Here is a 16,746-nt window from a genome sequence, read left to right as displayed (position 1 = left end):
GTTGCCGGTCTATCCTGTGCTGCTGCCGCTCTTCGCGGTCGCGGCGGTCGCCGGCGCCATGATCGGCCGGGCGGCCTGGCGATTCGCCGGGCTGCCCGGCTACCGAGGGGCGCTGATCGTCGGTGGGGCGGGGGCGGCAGGCCCGCTGCTGACCATGGTGCCGCTGCGTGCCTGCACCTTCGAACCTGGTCGCACCGCGCTCGACTACGCGGTGGGGGTGGTCGCTTTCGCCGCCGGGGCAGGGGTGGCGATCGCCGCCGCGGTCTGGCTGGGGCGGGCGCTAGCTGTCCCGGGCGGAGTCTCGCGGCTCGACCAGGGCGACCGCAGTGGCACCTTCCGCACCGCCGCGTGGCTCCCGCTCGGGCTGCTGCTGCCGACGTTGGCCATCCTCGCGCTCTTCCTCTACTGGCCGCTACTTGAGACGCTGCGAATGTCGACCCACACGGTCCGGCTCGGCGCGCCGCGGCAACCGTTCGCCTGTGTCGACAACTACACCCGGTTGCTGGGGCCCACCTTGGAGTGGTGGCTGCTGCTGCCGGCGCTGCTGCTCGGGGTGGCGCTGCTGCTCGGGTTCGTCACCCGGGGTGGTGCCGAGTGGCCCGGCAGCGGCGCGCTGCCGCGGGTACGCGGCTGGCTGACGATCGCCACCGTCCTGGCGGCAGCCACCGCGCTGTTCGGACCGGCGTACCGCAGCGTCTTCGTCACCACCATGATTCTCACCTCGGGCACGGTGGTGATCGGCCTAGCCGTGGGCCTCGCCATCGCGGTGCTGCTCTCCCAGCCGGTACGCGGTCGCGGGATCTACCGCACCCTGCTGATCTGGCCGTACGCGATCAGCCCGCCGATCGCCGGCATCCTCTTCTTCGTCATCTTCGATCCGCTCTCGGGTATCGCCGGGCAGGTGGTGGAGACCCTCACCCCGTGGCAGCTGCCGAACTACCGCACCGACCCATCGTTGGCGCGGGCGGTGGTGATTCTCGCCAGCGTCTGGAAGACGCTCGGCTTCACCATCCTCTTCTACATCGCCGGGCTGCAGAACGTCTCATCCGAGATGTTGGAGGCCGCGCACTTGGACGGGGCGAACGCCTGGCAGCGATTCCGCTGGTTCGTGGTGCCCGCGCTCAGTCCGATCACCTTCTTCCTGGTGGTGACCAATGTGACGTACGCCTTCTTCGAGGTATTCGGCACCATCAACTACCTCACCCGGGGCGGCCCGTCGGGGGCCACCACCGATGCGATGACCTCGATCGTGCAGGTGGCGCAGGTCCAGGGATCGTTCGGCGACGGGGCGGCGCGGTCGATGGTGTTGTTCGCGATGGTGTTGGCGGTGACCGCCTGGCAGTTCCGGTCGACCGGCCGCCGGGTCAGCTACAGCAACTAGAAAGGATCCGATGCTCGTCTCTGGTCGGCGGCCGCGCCGCACGCTGCATCTCCACCTACTCCTGTGGGTAACCTGCGCGGTGCTCTGCGCGCCGGTGCTCTACGCGATGCTGGCGGCGACCCAGAACAACGCCCAGCTGGTCAATTTCCAGCTCTGGCCAGGTGATTCGCTGGCCCGGAACTTTGAGATCGTCTGGCACAACCGGAGCCTGGGCCAGTTCATGCTGAACTCCACAGTGATGTCGTTGACGATCGCCCTCGGAAAGACCGTCACCGCCCTGCTGGCGGGCCTGGCGTTCGTCTACTTCCGGTTCCCCGGGCGGTGGCTGCTGTTCTTCTTCGTCCTCGTCACGTTGATGATGCCGACGGAGATCTCGATCCTGGCGCTGTTTCGGATCGTCTCCGGGCTGGGGTGGGCAGACTCGCTCGCTGGGTTGACCGTGCCCTTCCTCGCCTCGGCGACCGGAGCGTTCCTGTTCCGGCAACACTTCGCCAGCCTGCCGGCGAACCTGGCCGAGGCAGCGCAGCTCGACGGGGCCAGCCCGCTGCAGTTCCTGTGGCGCGTGCTGGTCCCGCTCTCCTGGAACGTCATCGGCGCGTTGACGGTGATCCAGTTCCTGTACGGCTGGAACATGTACCTGTGGCCGCTACTACTCGTCTCGGACCAACGTGACCAGGTGGTTCAGGTTGGTTTGGCGACGTTGCAGCAGGCCGGACAGGGTCAGCTCTACGGCCCGATGATGCTCGGGGCGCTGATCGCCTCGATCCCGCCGATCGTGGTCTTCCTGGTGCTCCAGCGATCACTCATGAGCGGGCTCTCGCTTCCCCGGGACAAGTAGCGCTAGATACCGGTGGGGGTGGCGGCCAACGCCGCCACCCCCACCGGTGTGCTCATCGGGTCAGACCGACCGGCTAATCCTCGCCGGCCTGCCCCTCGGCCTGCTGCAGCTCATCGCGAGCCTCCGACCACTCCTCCAAGGCGGTGGCGAGCCGGTTGAGGTCGCCGGACTGGTACGCGTCGACCAGCTCCTCTTCGGCGGCCTCCATCCGGGCCTGCGCCTCCTCCAGGTCGGCCGGCGGCTGAGCGTCGTCCGGCGGCGGCTCCTGGGCCGGCGGATCGGTCGGCGGGGCCTGCTGCTCCGGTGGCGCCTCATCCTCCGGCAACGGCAGATCCTCGTCGTCCGGCAGCGTCGGCGCCTGGCCCCGACCCTGCTCGACCAGATCCTCCAGCCCCTCCTCGACCGAGGAGGAGAGCGTGACGTACTCGCCGTAGCTCATCAGCACCAGCTGCATCAGCGGGAACGCCTCGGCCGCGGTGGTCTGCACGTAGACCGGCTCGATGTAGAGCATGCCGTCCTCGTACGGCAACGACAGCAGGTTGCCGTAGGTAACCCGGGCGGAGCCCTCCAACAGCGTGATCCGTTCTCGGATGTGGGCCGCGTTGGTCATGTCCTGGTGGACCTGCACCGGCCCGGGGATCCGGGTGTCGTCCGGCAGCTGCCACGCCTCCAGCTGCAACTCGCCGTCGTTGTAGGCGCCCGAGATCACCGCCGCCAGGTTGAGCCGGTCGACCGGGCTCACCGCCGAGGTGAGCTGGAAGGTCGGTTCGTCCTGCCCCGGGAACTGGGTGAGCAGGTAGTACGGCGGCTGCACGAACGGCGAGTCCGGGTTGGCCGGAGTGTTCGGCACCTCCCAGAAGTCGGTGCCGGCGAAGAACTCACCCGGGTTCTCGACGTAGAACCGCTGCAACAGGTTCCGCTGCACCTTGAACATGTCCTGCGGGTACCGGAAGTGCTCCATCAGCTCCGGCGGAGTCTCCGCCTTCGGCACCACCAGGTCGCCGCCGAACGCCGAGTTCCAGGCGTCGAGCACCGGGTCCTCTTCGTCGAACTCGTACAGGGTGACGGTGCCGTCGTAGGCGTCGACGGTCGCCTTCACCGCGTTGCGCATGTAGCTGACGTCCTCCTGCGCCAGCTGCGCCACGGTGCCCTCCCCGACCTGCGCGTCGGTCGTCTCCTGCTGGAGGTTGATCCGCTGCGAGTAGGGGAAGGTCTCGGCGGTGGTGTAGGCGTCGACGATCCACACGATCCGGCCGTCGACCACCACCGGGTACGGGTCGCCGTCGACGGTGAGGAACGGTGCGACCTTCTCCACCCGGGTCCGCGGCTCCCGGTCGTAAAGCACCCGGGACTCGGGGTTGACCACTTCGGAGAGGATGAAGTTGGTCTCCCGGAAGTGGATCGCGTAGAGCAGCTTGCGACCGAAGCTGCCGACGTCGACACCGCCGTCGCCGGTGTAAACGTACGTGTCGTCGCCGGTGGCGGTGGGGCGGTCGAACTCGTCCCGGCCACCGACCACGACGTAGTCGTTCATCTCGTCGCCGTAGTAGACCCGCGGCTGGTCCGCGCTCAGCTCCGGCAGGTCGGAGAAGCGGCGGCACCGATCACCGTCGATCACCTGCTCGGCGGCCTCCTCATCGGCCGTGCCGAGGAAGCCGGAGACGAAGAACGGACGACCGTTACAGACGATCTCGGCGGCCGGTGCGGCCACCATGCCGTACCCGTGGCTGTAGTAGCTGTGCCGGTTCTGCCACTGCCGCTGCTGGTCGGTGAGCCCGTCATCGGAGATCTGCCGGAGCCCGACCACATAGTCGGTCACCCCTTCGCCGTCGGCGTCGTTGTAGCGGACCACGTCCAGCTTCTCGCCGAAGCCGTAGAACCCACGCACCTGCTGCAGCTGGGTGTAGGTCTGCGGAAGGATCTCCGGGTCGAGCAGCCGGATGGCGGAGCGCAACGTCTCGTCGTCGGCCATCTCCTCGGGCGGGGTCTCGTTGGTGCCCGGATACGGGGTCATCTCGGTGTTGTCGAGACCGAAGGCGTACCGGGTGGCCTCGATGCTGCGCTCGATGTACGGCTCTTCTTTGTCCCGGAGGGTGGGGTTGACGTCGAAGGTCTGCACCCCCCACGGGTAGATGCCGCCGATCACGACCGCGGCCAGCACCAGCAGCGCCAGCGACGCGCCCGGGTAGGTGAGGTTGCGGAAGACCGCGTTGGCGAAGACCAGCACCGCGACCGCCACGATGATGGCGATCCACATCAGCATCTCTTTGGCGCCGAGCATCGCGTTGACGCCGGATGACCCGGCGCCGTACAACCCGATGGGTTCGTTGTACTCCAGCATCAGGCTGCGCCGGTCCAGCCAGTAGGCGACCGCCTTCAGCCCGATGAACGACGCGACCAGGATCGACAGGTGAGCGCGCGCGGCGGTGGTGATCCGGTCACCGACGCCCTGCAGCCGCACCGCGCCGTACAGGTAATACATCGCCAGGGCGCCGATCAGCGACAGCACCACCACGGCGAAGCCGACCCCCAGCAGGAACCGGATGAAGGGGTATTGGAAGACGTAGAAGCCGGCATTCACGCCGAGCTGCGGGTCGCTCCAGTTGAACTCGCCGCCGTGCCGGAACAGCATCCAGTCCGGCCAGCGGCCCTGCGCGGTGAGTCCGGCGAACAGCCCCACCACGCCACCGACCAGGGCGATCCAGAGCCCGATCCGGGGGGTGAGCAGCATCCGGTACCGCTCGAGCGAAGCCTGCTCCGGCGAGTGTGGCCGCAGTAGCGGCCGGAGCCGGAAGGCGAGCCATAGATTGAGCGCCACGATCAGCGCCATGCCGACACCGAAGGCCGCGAACAACCCGGCCCGGGCGAACAGCACGCCGGTGAAGACCTGGGTGAACTCGACCTCTCGATACCAGAGGATGTCCGTCCACAGATCAACGATGGTGCCGAGCAGCATGAACAACACGATCACGCCGGTGACCACGCCGATAGTCGCCTTCGCGCGCCGGCTGAGACCGGGCAGCGGGCGACCCTCCCGTACGACCAAGACCAGCTCCGAAACTGTCGCTATCTGTTAGGGGTAACCCACAGGGTACCTGCGCCTAACAGGCGACCGGCTCCCGGTCTGCTCGGAGGTCCGCGAGCGCGGTCAGGGCATCATCCAGCGTGTCGACGCGTACCAGGGTTAGGCCTGGTTGTGGGTTGGCCAACGCCTCCGCGCAGTTCGCCGAGGGGACCAGGAACGCGCTGGCGCCCAGCTCTCGCGCGGCGACCAGCTTCTGCGGAATGCCCCCGATCGCACCCACCTGCCCCAGCTCGTCAATGGACCCGGTGCCCGCGATGGTTTCGCCGCCGGTGAGGTCTTCGTCCTGAAGCTTGTCGATTATGCCGAGCGCGAACATCAACCCGGCGCTGGGACCACCGATCCGGTCCAGCTGGATGCTCAGCTCGAACGGGACATCGAACTCGTGGGTGATCTCCACCCCGATCCGGGGGGTGCCGTCGTCGGCACCCTCGGTGGTCAGCTCGGCGGACCCGGGCTCACCGTCGCGGAGATACTCCACCCGCAGCGTGCTCCCGGCCTCGCCGGCCGCCACCTGCTCCTGCAACTGGCTCGCCTCGCTGATCGCCACCCCGTCCACCTCGGTGATCACGTCGCCGGCCTCGAGCACCCCGTCGGCGGGCGCCCCCTCGACCACCCCCATCACCGCGACCTGCGTGGGGTAGCCGAGGTGCGACAACGCAGCCGCTTCGGCGCTGGTCTGCGACCGCGAGAACTGTTCGGCGTTGCGTTGCTCGACCTGCTCCCGGGTCTGGTCCGGCGGGTAGACGAGCTCTTCGGGAACCACCGCCTCTTCGCCGTCGAGCCAGGCACCGAGGGCGGTGAGCAGGCTGACCTCCGGCTGCACCGAGACGGTGGTGAGGTGCAGCTCGCCGGCGGAGTCGGCGGTGTCGGCGCCGTCGATCTCGATGACCTGACCACCCTCGGCCCCCTCGCCCAGGGTGTTCCAGGTCGGACCGGGTTGGAGCACCACGTACGGCACCGGGGCGAGCATCACCCCGAAGCTGAGCACCATGACGATGAGGGCGCCAACCAACACCGTGATCCCGCGACGTTGCATACCCGCCAGCCTATCGGGAGCAGACCACTAGCCCGCCGGTGCCGCGACGTGGTTGGTGCGACGGGTCAGTTCTCCTCCGGCGGGAACTCCAGCTCGGGCGAACGGCTGGCGAAGCCCTCCGGGTCGCCGAAGTCGTCGGCGGTGGGGAGCAGATCCGGGTGGTCCCACAGACTGTCCCGACCGTCCACTCCGCGGTGTTCGGTCAACGCGCGCCAGAGCGTCGCGGCCTCCCGCAGCCGGCGGGGCCGCAGCTCCAGACCGACCAGCGCGGCGAAGGTCTGCTCCGCCGGGCCACCGGCGGCCCGGCGCCGCCGGAACGCCTCGGAGAGGCGCACCATGGCGGGCAGCCGGTCGGTGGCGGCAGCGTCGACCACCTCGCAGACCCAACCCTCCACCAGGGCGAGCGCGGTCTCCAGCCGGGTCAGCGCGGCGGTCTGCTCCGGGGTGGAGTCCGGCGAGAAGATCCCCTCGACCTGGAGCTGTCGCATCGATTCCGGGTCGGCGGGGTCGAACTGGCTCATCGCCTCCTCGACCGCCTCCCGGTCGACCCGGATCCCGGCCGCGTACGCCTCGACCGCGCCGAGCACATGCGCCCGCAGCCACGGCACATGGCCGAAGAGCCGCTGGTGGGCGGCCTCCCGGAGGGCGACGTAGAGGCGTACCTCTTCAGCGTCGATGGAGAGACCTTCGCCGTAGGCGTTGATGTTGGCCGGGATCAGCGCCGCCGTGCCCGCGGGGCCGAGCGGCAGCCCGATGTCGCCGGCGGAGAGCACCTCCGCCGCGAGCGACCCGAGCGCCTGCCCGAGCTGGCCACCGAAGAGCGCGCCGCCGAGCGCCTTCACCATGGTCTGCATCGGCCCGAGGCTGCCCTGCGCCTCCGGTGGCACCAGGTCGTTCATGGCGCCGACCATGCGGGAGGCGACCGGATCACAGAGCTTCTGCCACACCTCGAGCGTGTGGTAGATCCACTCGTTGCGGTTCCAGGCCTCGCCGGTGCGCACGCCGGAGGGCAGCGACGTGGTCGGGTCCAGCCACAGGTCGGCCAGGCGCAGCGCCTCCACGACCTGCTCCCGCTCGGTGGCGGGGACCGCCGGGTCGCCGGTGGAGTTGAGGTGGCTGGCCGCGACCTGGCGGGCCAGCTCCCAGTTCACCGGGCCGGCGGCGCCGGGGCCGGCGAGCAGTTGTTGCAACTGCGCGAGCAGTTGCTGCATCTGTTGCGGGTCGGTCGGGTCCGGTGGTTGTCCGCCAGGCATGGCGAAGCCGAACGGGTTGTCTGCCACACCCCCACGGTACGCCCCATGGCGCGCGGCCGGTGGCATCCACTCCCGGAAGATCAGCCGGTGGCGGCCGCCGAGATGCCTTCGAGGTAGCCGCGGGCGCGTTCGCTCTTCGGATACCGCCCGACCAGCGCCCAGAAGTAACTGCCGTGCGTAGGGACGATCAGGTGCACCAGCTCGTGCAACAACACGTAGTCGAGGACCCATTCGGGCATCGCCCGCAGCCGCTCGGAGATCCGGATCGTGCCGTCTTCCGGGGTGCAGGAGCCCCAACGGCTGCGCTGATTGGAGACCCAGCGCACACTCGCGGGCGAGAGTGCGTACTCGGCGAGGTAGCGGTCGGCCAGCCGCCGAGCCCGGGCCGCCAGCTCTTCGTCGGAGTGGGCGGCCCCGGCGTGCCGGGCCGCGAGCCGGGCGAGCATCCGGTCGACCCATTCGCTCTCCTCCGCGCGGGAGAACCGGTCCGGAATGAGCACGACCACTCGCTCGCCGTCCCGATATGCGGACACGGTGCGTCGACGACGTCGGCTGCGCCGCACTTCGACCACCGGCTTACTGCCCATCAGCGGATGGCGGCCACCGCCGCAACGTTACTGCTCACGACCGCAACCTAGCGGCATACGGCCGGTTCCCGCTACTGTTGCTCGAGGATCTGTCGAGTATGCGACCAGTGTCCGGCGTGTCACTTTCCACCTTCTTTGCGTCGGGCATCACGGCAGGCACACTGCTCGGAGTGCGGCGACCCGGCCGCAACTCGGACAAAGGGGTGGGGACGTGGCCGAAACGGCCCAGACGTACAACGGTTACTGTGTCAAGTGCAAGGAGAAGCGGGACTTCGAGGGCACCGTCGCCATCTCAAAGACCGGAATGCGAATGGCGAAAGGGCCCTGCCCGGTCTGCGGCACCACCGTCAACCGGATCCTCGGCCGCGCCTGACCGCCCGCCGGGTCCGCGGCCTGGCAGCAACCAGCAGGCAGCAGCCAACTGGGACTGGGCCAGACCAGTCACGTTCAGTTGTCAACTCCCCGACTCGGAGCCACCTTCCCTGTGGATAACCAGGCGAGATCTGTGGACAACCCACGGTATTACCGACGGACCCTGTGGATAACTTGACGCAGTGCGTGACCCCCGGTGACAGCGTGTTAGGGCATGGGAAGCACTTCACACACCGCCGCGGTCCCCAGCCCGTCGTCGGCCTCGCTACCGCGGCCGACGCTGCTACCTGGCCTACGGCGGATCTGGCGCGGCACGAACCGGCTGCAACTAGGCACCGACCCCGCCCGCGCGGTAGTCCTTGACCTCCCCAACCCCGCGGTCGCCCGGCTGCTCGACCTGCTCGACGGCGGTCGGTCCCAGCGCTCGGTGCTTACCACCGCCGCCCAGCGGTACGGGGTGGCGGAGTCCGACGCGCTGGCCCTGCTGAACTCGCTGACCCGGGCCGGGCTGCTGATGGGAGCCCAGGCGCTGCTGCCGAACAGCCTGCCGGCGACGGCCCGGCGACGCCTCACCGCCGAAGCGAGCGCGCTCGCCCTGCGCCGGGCCGAGTCGAACCGCACCCCCGCCCAGCTGCTGCGGCGGCGGGCCGCCGCCCGGGTGCTGGTCACCGGCTACGGGCCGCTCGCCGCCCCGGTGGCGGTCGCACTCGCCCAGGCCGGGGTCGGCCATGTCGCGCCCAGCATCGTCCCGGCCCCGACCATCGCCGCCCCGGCCAAGGTCCCCGAGCGACGACCACCGGCCCGCGGCACCACCGGCCTGCCCGCCCCGCCAGACCCCGCGGCCGGCGGGCCCCCGCCTCCCATCGACCCGGAGATCGCCGAGTCGATCACCCGGGCGGCCCCGGACACCCGTACCTGGGCGCCTCGGCGCCGCGACACCAGCCTGGTGGTCCAGGTCGGCGGCGCCGGCCCGGCGAATCTGATCGCCGAGGGCTACGCTCGGCACCGGCTAGCACACCTCGCCATCGGCGTCCGCGACGCCGCCGCCGTGATCGGACCGTTCGTACCGCCCACCGGCGGGCCCTGCCTGAACTGCCTCGACCTGCACCGGCGAGATCGAGACCCGGAGTGGCCGGAGGTCGCCTCGCAGCTGGCCCAGCCCGCCAACGAGCCGTGCTCCACCGCCACCATCTTGACCGCCGCCGGCTTCGCGGTCGGCGAGGCGCTGTGCTGGCTCGACGGCGGCACCCCGGGCACCCTGGGCGCCAGCCTGGAGATCGTCGCCCCGGGCCAGCCGCGTCGCCGCAGCTGGCCACCGCACCCGGAGTGTGCCTGCTTCGACCGCTACCTCAGGTCCCGCCCGCGGCCGGTCGGGGCGTCGCCCCAGTGACGCCCCGGGGCGCCGGCGGGGTGGTCGCGGGGCGCTGGCGGGGTGGTCGCGGGGCGCTGGCGGGGTGGTCGCGACCATCGGCCATCCGCGCCGCGTCGGGCACAATCGTCAGATGAGTGATATCCCCCGCCGAGCGGTCAACCGCACTGCCCGCCTCGCGGGCCTACCGCTGGGGTTCGCAGGCCGGGCCGCGCTCGGCCTCGGCCGCCGGGTGACCGGCTTCGCCACCGAGGTGATCACACCGGAGGTGCAGCACCGCACCGCCGAACACCTGTTCCGGGTGCTCGGGGAGCTCAAGGGCGGCGCCATGAAGGTCGGCCAGGCGATGAGTATCTTCGAAGCCGCACTGCCGGAGGAGCTCGCCGGGCCCTACCGGCAGGCGCTGACGAAGCTGCAGGAGGCCGCACCGCCGATGCCGGCGGCCACGGTGCACAAGGTCCTCACCGAGCAGCTCGGTGCGGACTGGCAGGAGCGCCTCGTCGAGTTCGAGGACGAGCCCGCCGCCGCGGCGAGCATCGGTCAGGTCCACCGCGGCAGCTGGCGGGACGAGACCGGAACCATCCGCCGGGTCGCGGTGAAGGTGCAGTACCCGGGCGCCGGGGAGGCGCTCACCTCCGATCTGGCGCAGCTGTCCCGGATGGCCGGGTTGTTCCGGGTGATTCAACCCGGGATCGACGCCAAGCCGCTCGTCACCGAGTTGCGGGCCCGCGTCGGCGAAGAGCTCGACTACCAGCTGGAGGCGGAGTCGCAACGGGCCTTCGCCGCGGCCTACGCCGACGACGAGGAGATCATGGTGCCCGCGGTCGTCGCCGCCGCCGACCGGGTGCTGGTGACCGAGTGGCTCGACGGCACCCCACTGGCGGAGATCATCGCGGAGGGGTCACCGGAACAGCGCGACCACGCCGGTCGATTGCTGGCGGTGCTGCACTTCTCGGCCCCGCAGCGGGCCGGTCTGTTACACGCCGATCCGCACCCGGGCAACTTCCGGATCCTCGCCGACGGGCGGTTGGGCGTGGTGGACTTCGGCGCGGTCGCCCGCCTGCCGGAGGGCCACCCGGAGCCGATCGGGCGGCTGGTCCGGCTGGCGCTCGACGGCGACGCCGACGGCGTCTTCCAAGGGCTGCGCGACGAGGGATTCATCAAGCCGGATATCGACGTAGACCCGGCCGAGGTCCTCGCCTATCTGCTGCCCATGTTGGAGCCGGTCCGGGCGGATCAATTCCAGTTCACCCGCGCCTGGCTGCGCAACGAGGCGGCCCGGATCGCGAGCCCTCGCAGTCCGGCCTACTCGCTCGGACGACAGTTGACGTTGCCGCCGTCCTACTTGCTCATCCATCGGGTGACTATGGGCTCGATCGGGGTGCTGTGCCAGTTGGAGGCGGCGGCGGCCTACCGCGCCGTACTGGAGCGCTGGCTACCCGGTTTCGTGGCGACCGAGTAATTGCCCGCCAGCGTGGGCGGCACCGGCCCCCCTCGGCCGGCGCCGCCCTCGCTGGCGATGGATCAATGTCGTTGCCCGCCGAGCCGGCGACTGTGCGTCCGGCGGGCGGACTGAGCTACCTGTCGAGCAGGCCGCCCGGCCGCACGCCGGCCAGACATTCGTGCTCGGGACAAGAGTTCAGAAAGTAGATAGGTCTCAGGTACGTGCCACATGCTGCAAAACCTTTCGGGTAGTACCGGCCGAACTCAGGCGGCCAGTCGCAATGCTTGACGTGCGTCGACCGCCTCGACTGCGCGGGCGGTTCGGGCTGCGGCCTCATCCCGCAGCGCGGCGTCGCGGGCGACATCCTCCTTGCGCGGCCGGCCACGCGGCCGCTTGCGGGCCACGACCTGTCCGTGCTCGAAGATCTCGCCGCCCCAGACACCCCAGGGCTCCTGTCGTTCCGCCGCTCCGGCCAGGCACTCCAGCCGCAGCGGGCAACCGCCGCAGAGCGACTTCGCCAGCTCCAGCTGCGCCGGGGCGTCAGAGAACCACAGGTCAGGGTCGAAGTTCCGGCAGGGCAGCGCGTCCTGCCCGACCCGTGGGGCGGGCCGTAGCGTTGGCGCCGGCGCCAGGCTCATCTTCCGGTCACCTCTCCTTTGCTCTGATCGAACTCTTGGCAATAACTAAGGCCGCGGATCCCGGTGTACGGGTTCCGCGGCCTCGAGGTGAGCCGGTGGTCTAGCGACTAGACCGGTCTCCCTCGAGGTGGGACTCCGCGCACATCACCCATGTAGGCGTTGCCGTTGGTGAGGCCACCGAAGGCGGCAGAACCAGCGAAACGACCCACAGCGGCAGCGTGCCGTGCGGCGGCACCAGTGATCCGAACTCCACGAACCCGCAGTCGCGACGCCACCGGCGCCGACTTCTGCAGGGCCGACTGACCCACCGAGTGGTGGGGCGGGAGGAGATCACTGTGGTGCGCCGGGGCGACGACAGCAGGCATCGACAGCTGCCGCATGGAAAGTTCGTTCTTCACTGTCAACACCTCCTGTCCTGATCTCGAAACAGCACCGCAACCGGTAGTTGCGAGCCATCTGGTCGGCTTCAGGTCACGCTACGCCCGCCCCGTGCCCCGCGCAATCGAATTACTGGGGTGGTGGCAAATTTGTTACCTGGGCCACGGAAGCGCCCGCCACCAACGCGATCACGGCCTCGCCGTACTGCTCGATCTTGCGGGGGCCGATCCCACCGATCGCGGAGAGCTCCGCCACCGTCTGCGGCGAACGCTCTGCCAACGCCGCCATCGTCGCATCGGTGAAGACGACGTACGCCGGGACGTGCTGCTCGCCGGCGACCACCCGCCGCCACTCCCGCAACCGCTCGTAGAGCTCTTCGTCGCGATCGGACGGGCAGTCAGGGCACCGGCCCAGCTTGCGGTCCGCACCGGCGAACAGCGTCGCGCCGCAGACCCGGCACGCGACCACCTGATTGCGGCGCCGGGCCGCCCGCCGCTGCGCGGGATCGCCGCTGTCCGAAGCCGCCGCGGAGCCGGCCAGCTGCGGCAGGAACCGGCACGGCCGCCGGGCCCGCCCGCCCGGCGAACGGGACTGCCCGTACGACAACCACAGCCACTGGCGGGCCCGGGTGATCCCGACGTAGAGCAGCCGGCGCTCCTCCTCGACCGCCTCGTCGGTCCGGGCGTACGTGGTCGGCAGGGTGCCTTCGGCGAGTCCGACCAGGAACACCGCGTCCCACTCCAACCCTTTGGCCGAGTGCAGGCTCGCCAACGTCACGCCCTCCACAGTAGGGGTGTGTTGGATAGCTTCCCGCCGCGCCAGTTCGGCACAGAAGTCCGCCAACGACGACGAGGCCACCTCCTCCGCGAGCGTCACCAGCGCGGCCAGCGCCTCCCACCGTTCGCGGGCGGCGCCGCCGCCGGGCGGCGCGTCCGGCTGCCAACCGGTCGCCACCAGCGCCTCGGTAACCTGCGCCGGCAGCGGCTCGTCCGGCACCGGCGGGCTCTTCGCGGCGGCCCGCAGCGCCATCGTCGCCTGCCGTACCTCCGGCCGTTCGAAGAACCGCGCAGCGCCGGTCACCACCGCCGGCACTCCGACCTCCGCCAGCGCCTCCTCGTACGCCTGGGATTGGGCATTGGTCCGGAACAGCACCGCGATCTCGCGCGCGGGGGTGCCCGCGGCGACCAGTTCTCGGCAGCGCGCGGCGACCGCCGCCGCCTCGGCCGGCTCGTCAGAGAAGATCCGCAGGTCGGGCTCCGGCCCCGGCGGCCGTTGCCCCTGCAACGCCACCCGCAGCCGGGCTTCGCCCCCGCGGGCCTGGGAGATGACGTTGTTAGCGAGCGTCACCACCTGCGGCGTGGAGCGATAGTCGCGGACCAGCCGGACCACCACCGCGTCCCGGAACCGCCGCGGAAAGTCCACCAGATAGGTAGCGCTCGCGCCGGTGAACGAGTAGATCGTCTGACTGGCGTCGCCGACTACGGTCAGGTCCCGGCGCCCGCCGAGCCAGGCGTCGAGCAGCCGTTGCTGCAGCGGGTTGACGTCCTGATACTCGTCGACCACGAAGTGGCGGTACTGGGAGCGGATCTGCTCGGCGACGTCCGGGTGCTCCTCGATCCCCCAGACCGCCGCCCGCAGCATGTCCTCGAAGTCGATCAACCCGCGGGCACGCTTCAACTCCTCGTACGCGGTGAAGACCTCGCCCACCTTCGCCGCCTCGAACGGGGGTTCCCGCTGTGCCTTGACCGCCGCAGCGGCATACTCTCCCGGCTCGACCAGGTTCGCCTTGGCCCATTCGATCTCACTGGCCAGGTCCCGGGCGGTGGTCCGGTCTGCCCGCAGACTGGCCCGGGCCGCCGCCAGCGTCACCAGCCGGGCCTTACTATCGACCAGCTCCGGCATCTGCCGGCCGGCGAGCAGCCGGGGGGCGAAGTAACGCAGCTGCCGCAGCCCGGCGGCGTGGAAGGTGCGCGCCTGCACCCCGTCGGCGCCCAGCTGGGCCAGCCGCTCCCGCAGCTGGCCGGCGGCCCGGGCGGTGAAGGTCACCGCGAGGATGCGTCTCGGGTCGATCTCACCGCTGACCACTCGGTACGCGATTCGCCGAGTGATCGCCCTGGTCTTGCCGGTGCCGGCACCGGCCAGGATGCAGACCGGTCCGGCCGGTGCGGTCACCGCGGCCCGTTGCTCCGGGTCCAGCCCTGCCAACACCTGCGCCGCTGCGTCATCCGCCACAGTCAGGCATCATCGCAGTCGTACCTGACGTTGCCCAAAGGTAGTGGCGAACCCCCCGTTCGCCGACTTTCTGATCTTGGAGGTCCCCCGTGCTGACCATGTACTCCACTCCCTGGTGCGGCTACTGCCGCCGGCTCGCCGCCCAGCTGGACCGGGAGGGCATCGGCTACACCGTCGTCGACATCGAGCAGGACCCGGCCGCGGCCGACTACGTGATGAAGGTCAACGGCGGTAACCAGACGGTGCCGACGGTGACATTCCCGGACGGAACCGCCCTGACCAACCCGACCATCACCCAGGTACGCGAGCAGCTGGCCGCCGCCGGCTGAGGACCCGCCTGCCCGCACCAGGCCGGCCGTAGTGATCAAATACCCTGCAGCTGTACGACCCGCGGTGTGTCGTACAGCTGCAGGGTATTTGATCACCGGTACCGCCGATCGGCGGAGCGGTCAGGCCCGGCGGGTCATCACCCGGTAGGTGACGCCGAGGCCGACCACCGCCCAGCCGGCGAGCACCAGGAAGGGCACCGCCGACAGCCCACCGGCGGGGGTGTCGAGGGTGTCGCGTAGCGCCTGGGCCAGGTATTGGAAGGGCAAGAACTGGTGCGCGGCGGCGAGCCAGTCTGGCAACCGTTCCGCCGGATAGTTGACCGGGGAGAACATCATCGTCATGATCAGGATCAGGTTGGTGATCACGCCGACCACCTCCGGTTTGACCAGGTAGGCGACTGCGTACCCGACCGAGACCGCAACCAGCGCCACTAGCAGCGCCGCCGGCAGCACCAGCGGGCTCACCGACAGGGTGAGGTCGAATCGGGCTACGCCGACCAACAACGCGGCGATCATCCCGGGGATCGCCACCACCATCCACACTGTCGCATCGGCGGCGAGCATCGCCATCCGCGGCACCGGCATCGCCCGTTGGTAGTCGAACATGCCGCGGAGCTTCTGCTGGGCCACCATCTGCGGCGCCAGCACCATCCCCACGGTTACCAGGGCGACGGTCGGCGCGCCGGTAGTGAGGTAGAGCGCGGTTTCCCGGTCATAGCTGGGCATCAGGAACGAGAAGCCCAGCACCACCCCGACCGAGAGCAGCGTCTGGATGATCAGGAACAGCGGCAGCTCCGTCCGCAGCCGTAGGATGTTCCACCGCAGCAACAATCCGTAGCTACGCAGCCAGTTCGGCACGATCCCGTTCCTCCTCCGCGCCGCCTTCGGCGCCGACCAGCGAGATGTAGATGTCTTCCAGGCTCACCGGCGAGACGGAGAACTCGTCCACCCGGCCGACCGCCTGCTGTTGCTGCGCCCACGCCAGCGCGCCCGCCGCGTCGTCGGCGCGGATCGGGGTCACCACCCGGCGGCCGCTCACCACCGCTGGGGCTGCGCCAACGTACTCGGCGGCGAGCGCGCCCGCGGCCTGATCGTCGACCGCGAGCACCTCCAGCCGGAACCGGGCCGCCCGGTCACCGCGCAGCTGGGCCGGGGTGCCCTGCGCCACCACCCGGCCGCGGTCCAGCACCACCAGCCGTTGCACCGCCCGCTCCGCCTCGACCACGTTGTGGGTTACCAGCACCACCGCGCAGCCCTGCTCGGCGAGCGCCGTCACCTGTTGCCATAGCAGCCGCCGGCGCACCGGGTCCACATCGTTGGTCGGCTCGTCGAACATCACCACCCGACCCGGCTCGGCCGCCGCCATACAGAACGCGGTGAGTCGGCGGACACCGCCGGAGAGTCGCTCGCCGACGGTGTTTGCCCACGCAGACAGGTCCAGGGCGGTCAACAACTCGTCGGCGCGCTGGCGGGCCCGCTTACGGCTGGCGCCCCGGATCCGCGCCATGATCTCGATCGCCTGCCGCGGGGTTACGCCGTTGAGCGGCGCATGCGCCTGCGGCTGCAGGGAACAGAGCCGCCGGGCGGATGCGGGATCGGTGACCGGGTCGGTGCCGTCGATCCGGATCCGGCCGGAGGTCGGCCTCGCCAGCCCCACCACCTGATTGAGCAGGGTGGTCTTGCCGGCCCCGTTGTGGCCCAGCAGGCCCAGCACCTCGCCCGCCTCGACCCCGAGGCTGATGCCGTCGTTGGCGCGCACGCCGCGCCGGTAGACCTTGACCAGGTTATCGATCTCCAGTAACAC

The 16,746-nt window shown here is 70.2% G+C and carries 14 protein-coding genes; 6 read left to right on the top strand and 8 right to left on the bottom strand.

What is annotated here, in order from left to right; all coding sequences use genetic code 11:
* Position 1: 1 nt before the first annotated feature.
* Positions 2 to 1,381 carry a carbohydrate ABC transporter permease gene (locus tag JQS43_RS04840; RefSeq protein ID WP_239677853.1) on the top strand — a complete coding sequence of 460 codons (1,380 nt, stop codon included), beginning with the start codon at positions 2 to 4 and terminating at the stop codon, positions 1,379 to 1,381.
* A gap of 10 nt (positions 1,382 to 1,391) precedes the next feature.
* Positions 1,392 to 2,219: a carbohydrate ABC transporter permease gene (locus JQS43_RS04835; protein WP_239677852.1), complete on the top strand. Its 828-nt coding sequence runs from the start codon at positions 1,392 to 1,394 to the stop codon at positions 2,217 to 2,219.
* 73 nt (positions 2,220 to 2,292) lie between these two features.
* Here the strand turns inward: JQS43_RS04835 and JQS43_RS04830 are convergent, their stop codons facing one another.
* From JQS43_RS04830 to JQS43_RS04815, 4 genes are all read right to left on the bottom strand, one after another.
* Entirely contained in the window at positions 2,293 to 5,265 is a 2,973-nt protein-coding gene (locus tag JQS43_RS04830) for a UPF0182 family membrane protein (RefSeq protein WP_275581023.1), read from the bottom strand.
* A gap of 55 nt (positions 5,266 to 5,320) precedes the next feature.
* Positions 5,321 to 6,340: a YlbL family protein gene (locus JQS43_RS04825; protein WP_239677851.1), complete on the bottom strand. Its 1,020-nt coding sequence runs from the start codon at positions 6,338 to 6,340 to the stop codon at positions 5,321 to 5,323.
* A 65-nt stretch (positions 6,341 to 6,405) separates the two neighbouring features.
* A complete protein-coding gene (locus JQS43_RS04820) occupies positions 6,406 to 7,620 on the bottom strand; it encodes a zinc-dependent metalloprotease (RefSeq protein WP_239677850.1) in 1,215 nt (404 codons plus the stop codon).
* 53 nt (positions 7,621 to 7,673) lie between these two features.
* Positions 7,674 to 8,180: a M48 metallopeptidase family protein gene (locus JQS43_RS04815; protein WP_239677849.1), complete on the bottom strand. Its 507-nt coding sequence runs from the start codon at positions 8,178 to 8,180 to the stop codon at positions 7,674 to 7,676.
* A 211-nt stretch (positions 8,181 to 8,391) separates the two neighbouring features.
* On the opposite strand from JQS43_RS04815, the gene JQS43_RS04810 reads away from it, so the two are divergent.
* From JQS43_RS04810 to JQS43_RS04800, 3 genes are all read left to right on the top strand, one after another.
* Positions 8,392 to 8,553, top strand: a complete 162-nt coding sequence (locus tag JQS43_RS04810; RefSeq protein ID WP_239677848.1) for a DUF5679 domain-containing protein — start codon at positions 8,392 to 8,394, stop codon at positions 8,551 to 8,553.
* 213 nt (positions 8,554 to 8,766) lie between these two features.
* Positions 8,767 to 9,942 carry a hypothetical protein gene (locus tag JQS43_RS04805; RefSeq protein ID WP_239677847.1) on the top strand — a complete coding sequence of 392 codons (1,176 nt, stop codon included), beginning with the start codon at positions 8,767 to 8,769 and terminating at the stop codon, positions 9,940 to 9,942.
* Between the two features lie 112 nt (positions 9,943 to 10,054).
* The gene (locus tag JQS43_RS04800; RefSeq protein WP_239677846.1) at positions 10,055 to 11,383 is read left to right on the top strand and encodes an ABC1 kinase family protein; all 1,329 of its coding nucleotides are present in this window, start codon (positions 10,055 to 10,057) and stop codon (positions 11,381 to 11,383) included.
* 245 nt (positions 11,384 to 11,628) lie between these two features.
* On the opposite strand, the gene JQS43_RS04795 is transcribed toward JQS43_RS04800, so the two are convergent.
* Together JQS43_RS04795 and JQS43_RS04790 are read right to left on the bottom strand one after the other, a co-directional pair.
* Positions 11,629 to 12,003, bottom strand: coding sequence for a WhiB family transcriptional regulator (locus JQS43_RS04795; protein WP_239677845.1), 375 nt, complete (start codon positions 12,001 to 12,003; stop codon positions 11,629 to 11,631).
* A 507-nt stretch (positions 12,004 to 12,510) separates the two neighbouring features.
* Positions 12,511 to 14,613 carry an ATP-dependent DNA helicase UvrD2 gene (locus JQS43_RS04790; protein WP_275581021.1) on the bottom strand — a complete coding sequence of 701 codons (2,103 nt, stop codon included), beginning with the start codon at positions 14,611 to 14,613 and terminating at the stop codon, positions 12,511 to 12,513.
* An 89-nt stretch (positions 14,614 to 14,702) separates the two neighbouring features.
* On the opposite strand from JQS43_RS04790, the gene JQS43_RS04785 reads away from it, so the two are divergent.
* Positions 14,703 to 14,942, top strand: coding sequence for a mycoredoxin (locus tag JQS43_RS04785; RefSeq protein ID WP_239677844.1), 240 nt, complete (start codon positions 14,703 to 14,705; stop codon positions 14,940 to 14,942).
* A gap of 120 nt (positions 14,943 to 15,062) precedes the next feature.
* Here JQS43_RS04785 and JQS43_RS04780 read toward each other — a convergent pair whose 3' ends face one another.
* Complete coding sequence (locus JQS43_RS04780) at positions 15,063 to 15,800, bottom strand: ABC transporter permease (protein ID WP_239677843.1); 738 nt, start codon at positions 15,798 to 15,800, stop codon at positions 15,063 to 15,065.
* Positions 15,781 to 16,746, bottom strand: a complete 966-nt coding sequence (locus JQS43_RS04775; protein WP_239677842.1) for an ABC transporter ATP-binding protein — start codon at positions 16,744 to 16,746, stop codon at positions 15,781 to 15,783. The genes JQS43_RS04780 and JQS43_RS04775 overlap by 20 nt, the downstream gene beginning before the upstream one ends.

Source organism: Natronosporangium hydrolyticum (assembly GCF_016925615.1).
Taxonomy (GTDB): Bacteria; Actinomycetota; Actinomycetes; order Mycobacteriales; family Micromonosporaceae; genus Natronosporangium; species Natronosporangium hydrolyticum.
The sequence above is the reverse complement of the archived record's forward strand: the minus strand, read 5'-3'. Positions and strand labels throughout refer to the sequence as shown.

What these genes read in the sequence shown, in the direction of transcription:
- JQS43_RS04835 (WP_239677852.1), top strand. Translation starts at nt 1,392, where the DNA reads ATGCTCGTCTCTGGTCGGCGGCCGCGCCGCACGCTGCATCTCCACCTA.
- JQS43_RS04825 (WP_239677851.1), bottom strand. Translation starts at nt 6,340, where the DNA reads ATGCAACGTCGCGGGATCACGGTGTTGGTTGGCGCCCTCATCGTCATG.
- JQS43_RS04815 (WP_239677849.1), bottom strand. Translation starts at nt 8,180, where the DNA reads ATGGGCAGTAAGCCGGTGGTCGAAGTGCGGCGCAGCCGACGTCGTCGA.
- JQS43_RS04805 (WP_239677847.1), top strand. Translation starts at nt 8,767, where the DNA reads ATGGGAAGCACTTCACACACCGCCGCGGTCCCCAGCCCGTCGTCGGCC.
- JQS43_RS04800 (WP_239677846.1), top strand. Translation starts at nt 10,055, where the DNA reads ATGAGTGATATCCCCCGCCGAGCGGTCAACCGCACTGCCCGCCTCGCG.
- JQS43_RS04795 (WP_239677845.1), bottom strand. Translation starts at nt 12,003, where the DNA reads ATGAGCCTGGCGCCGGCGCCAACGCTACGGCCCGCCCCACGGGTCGGG.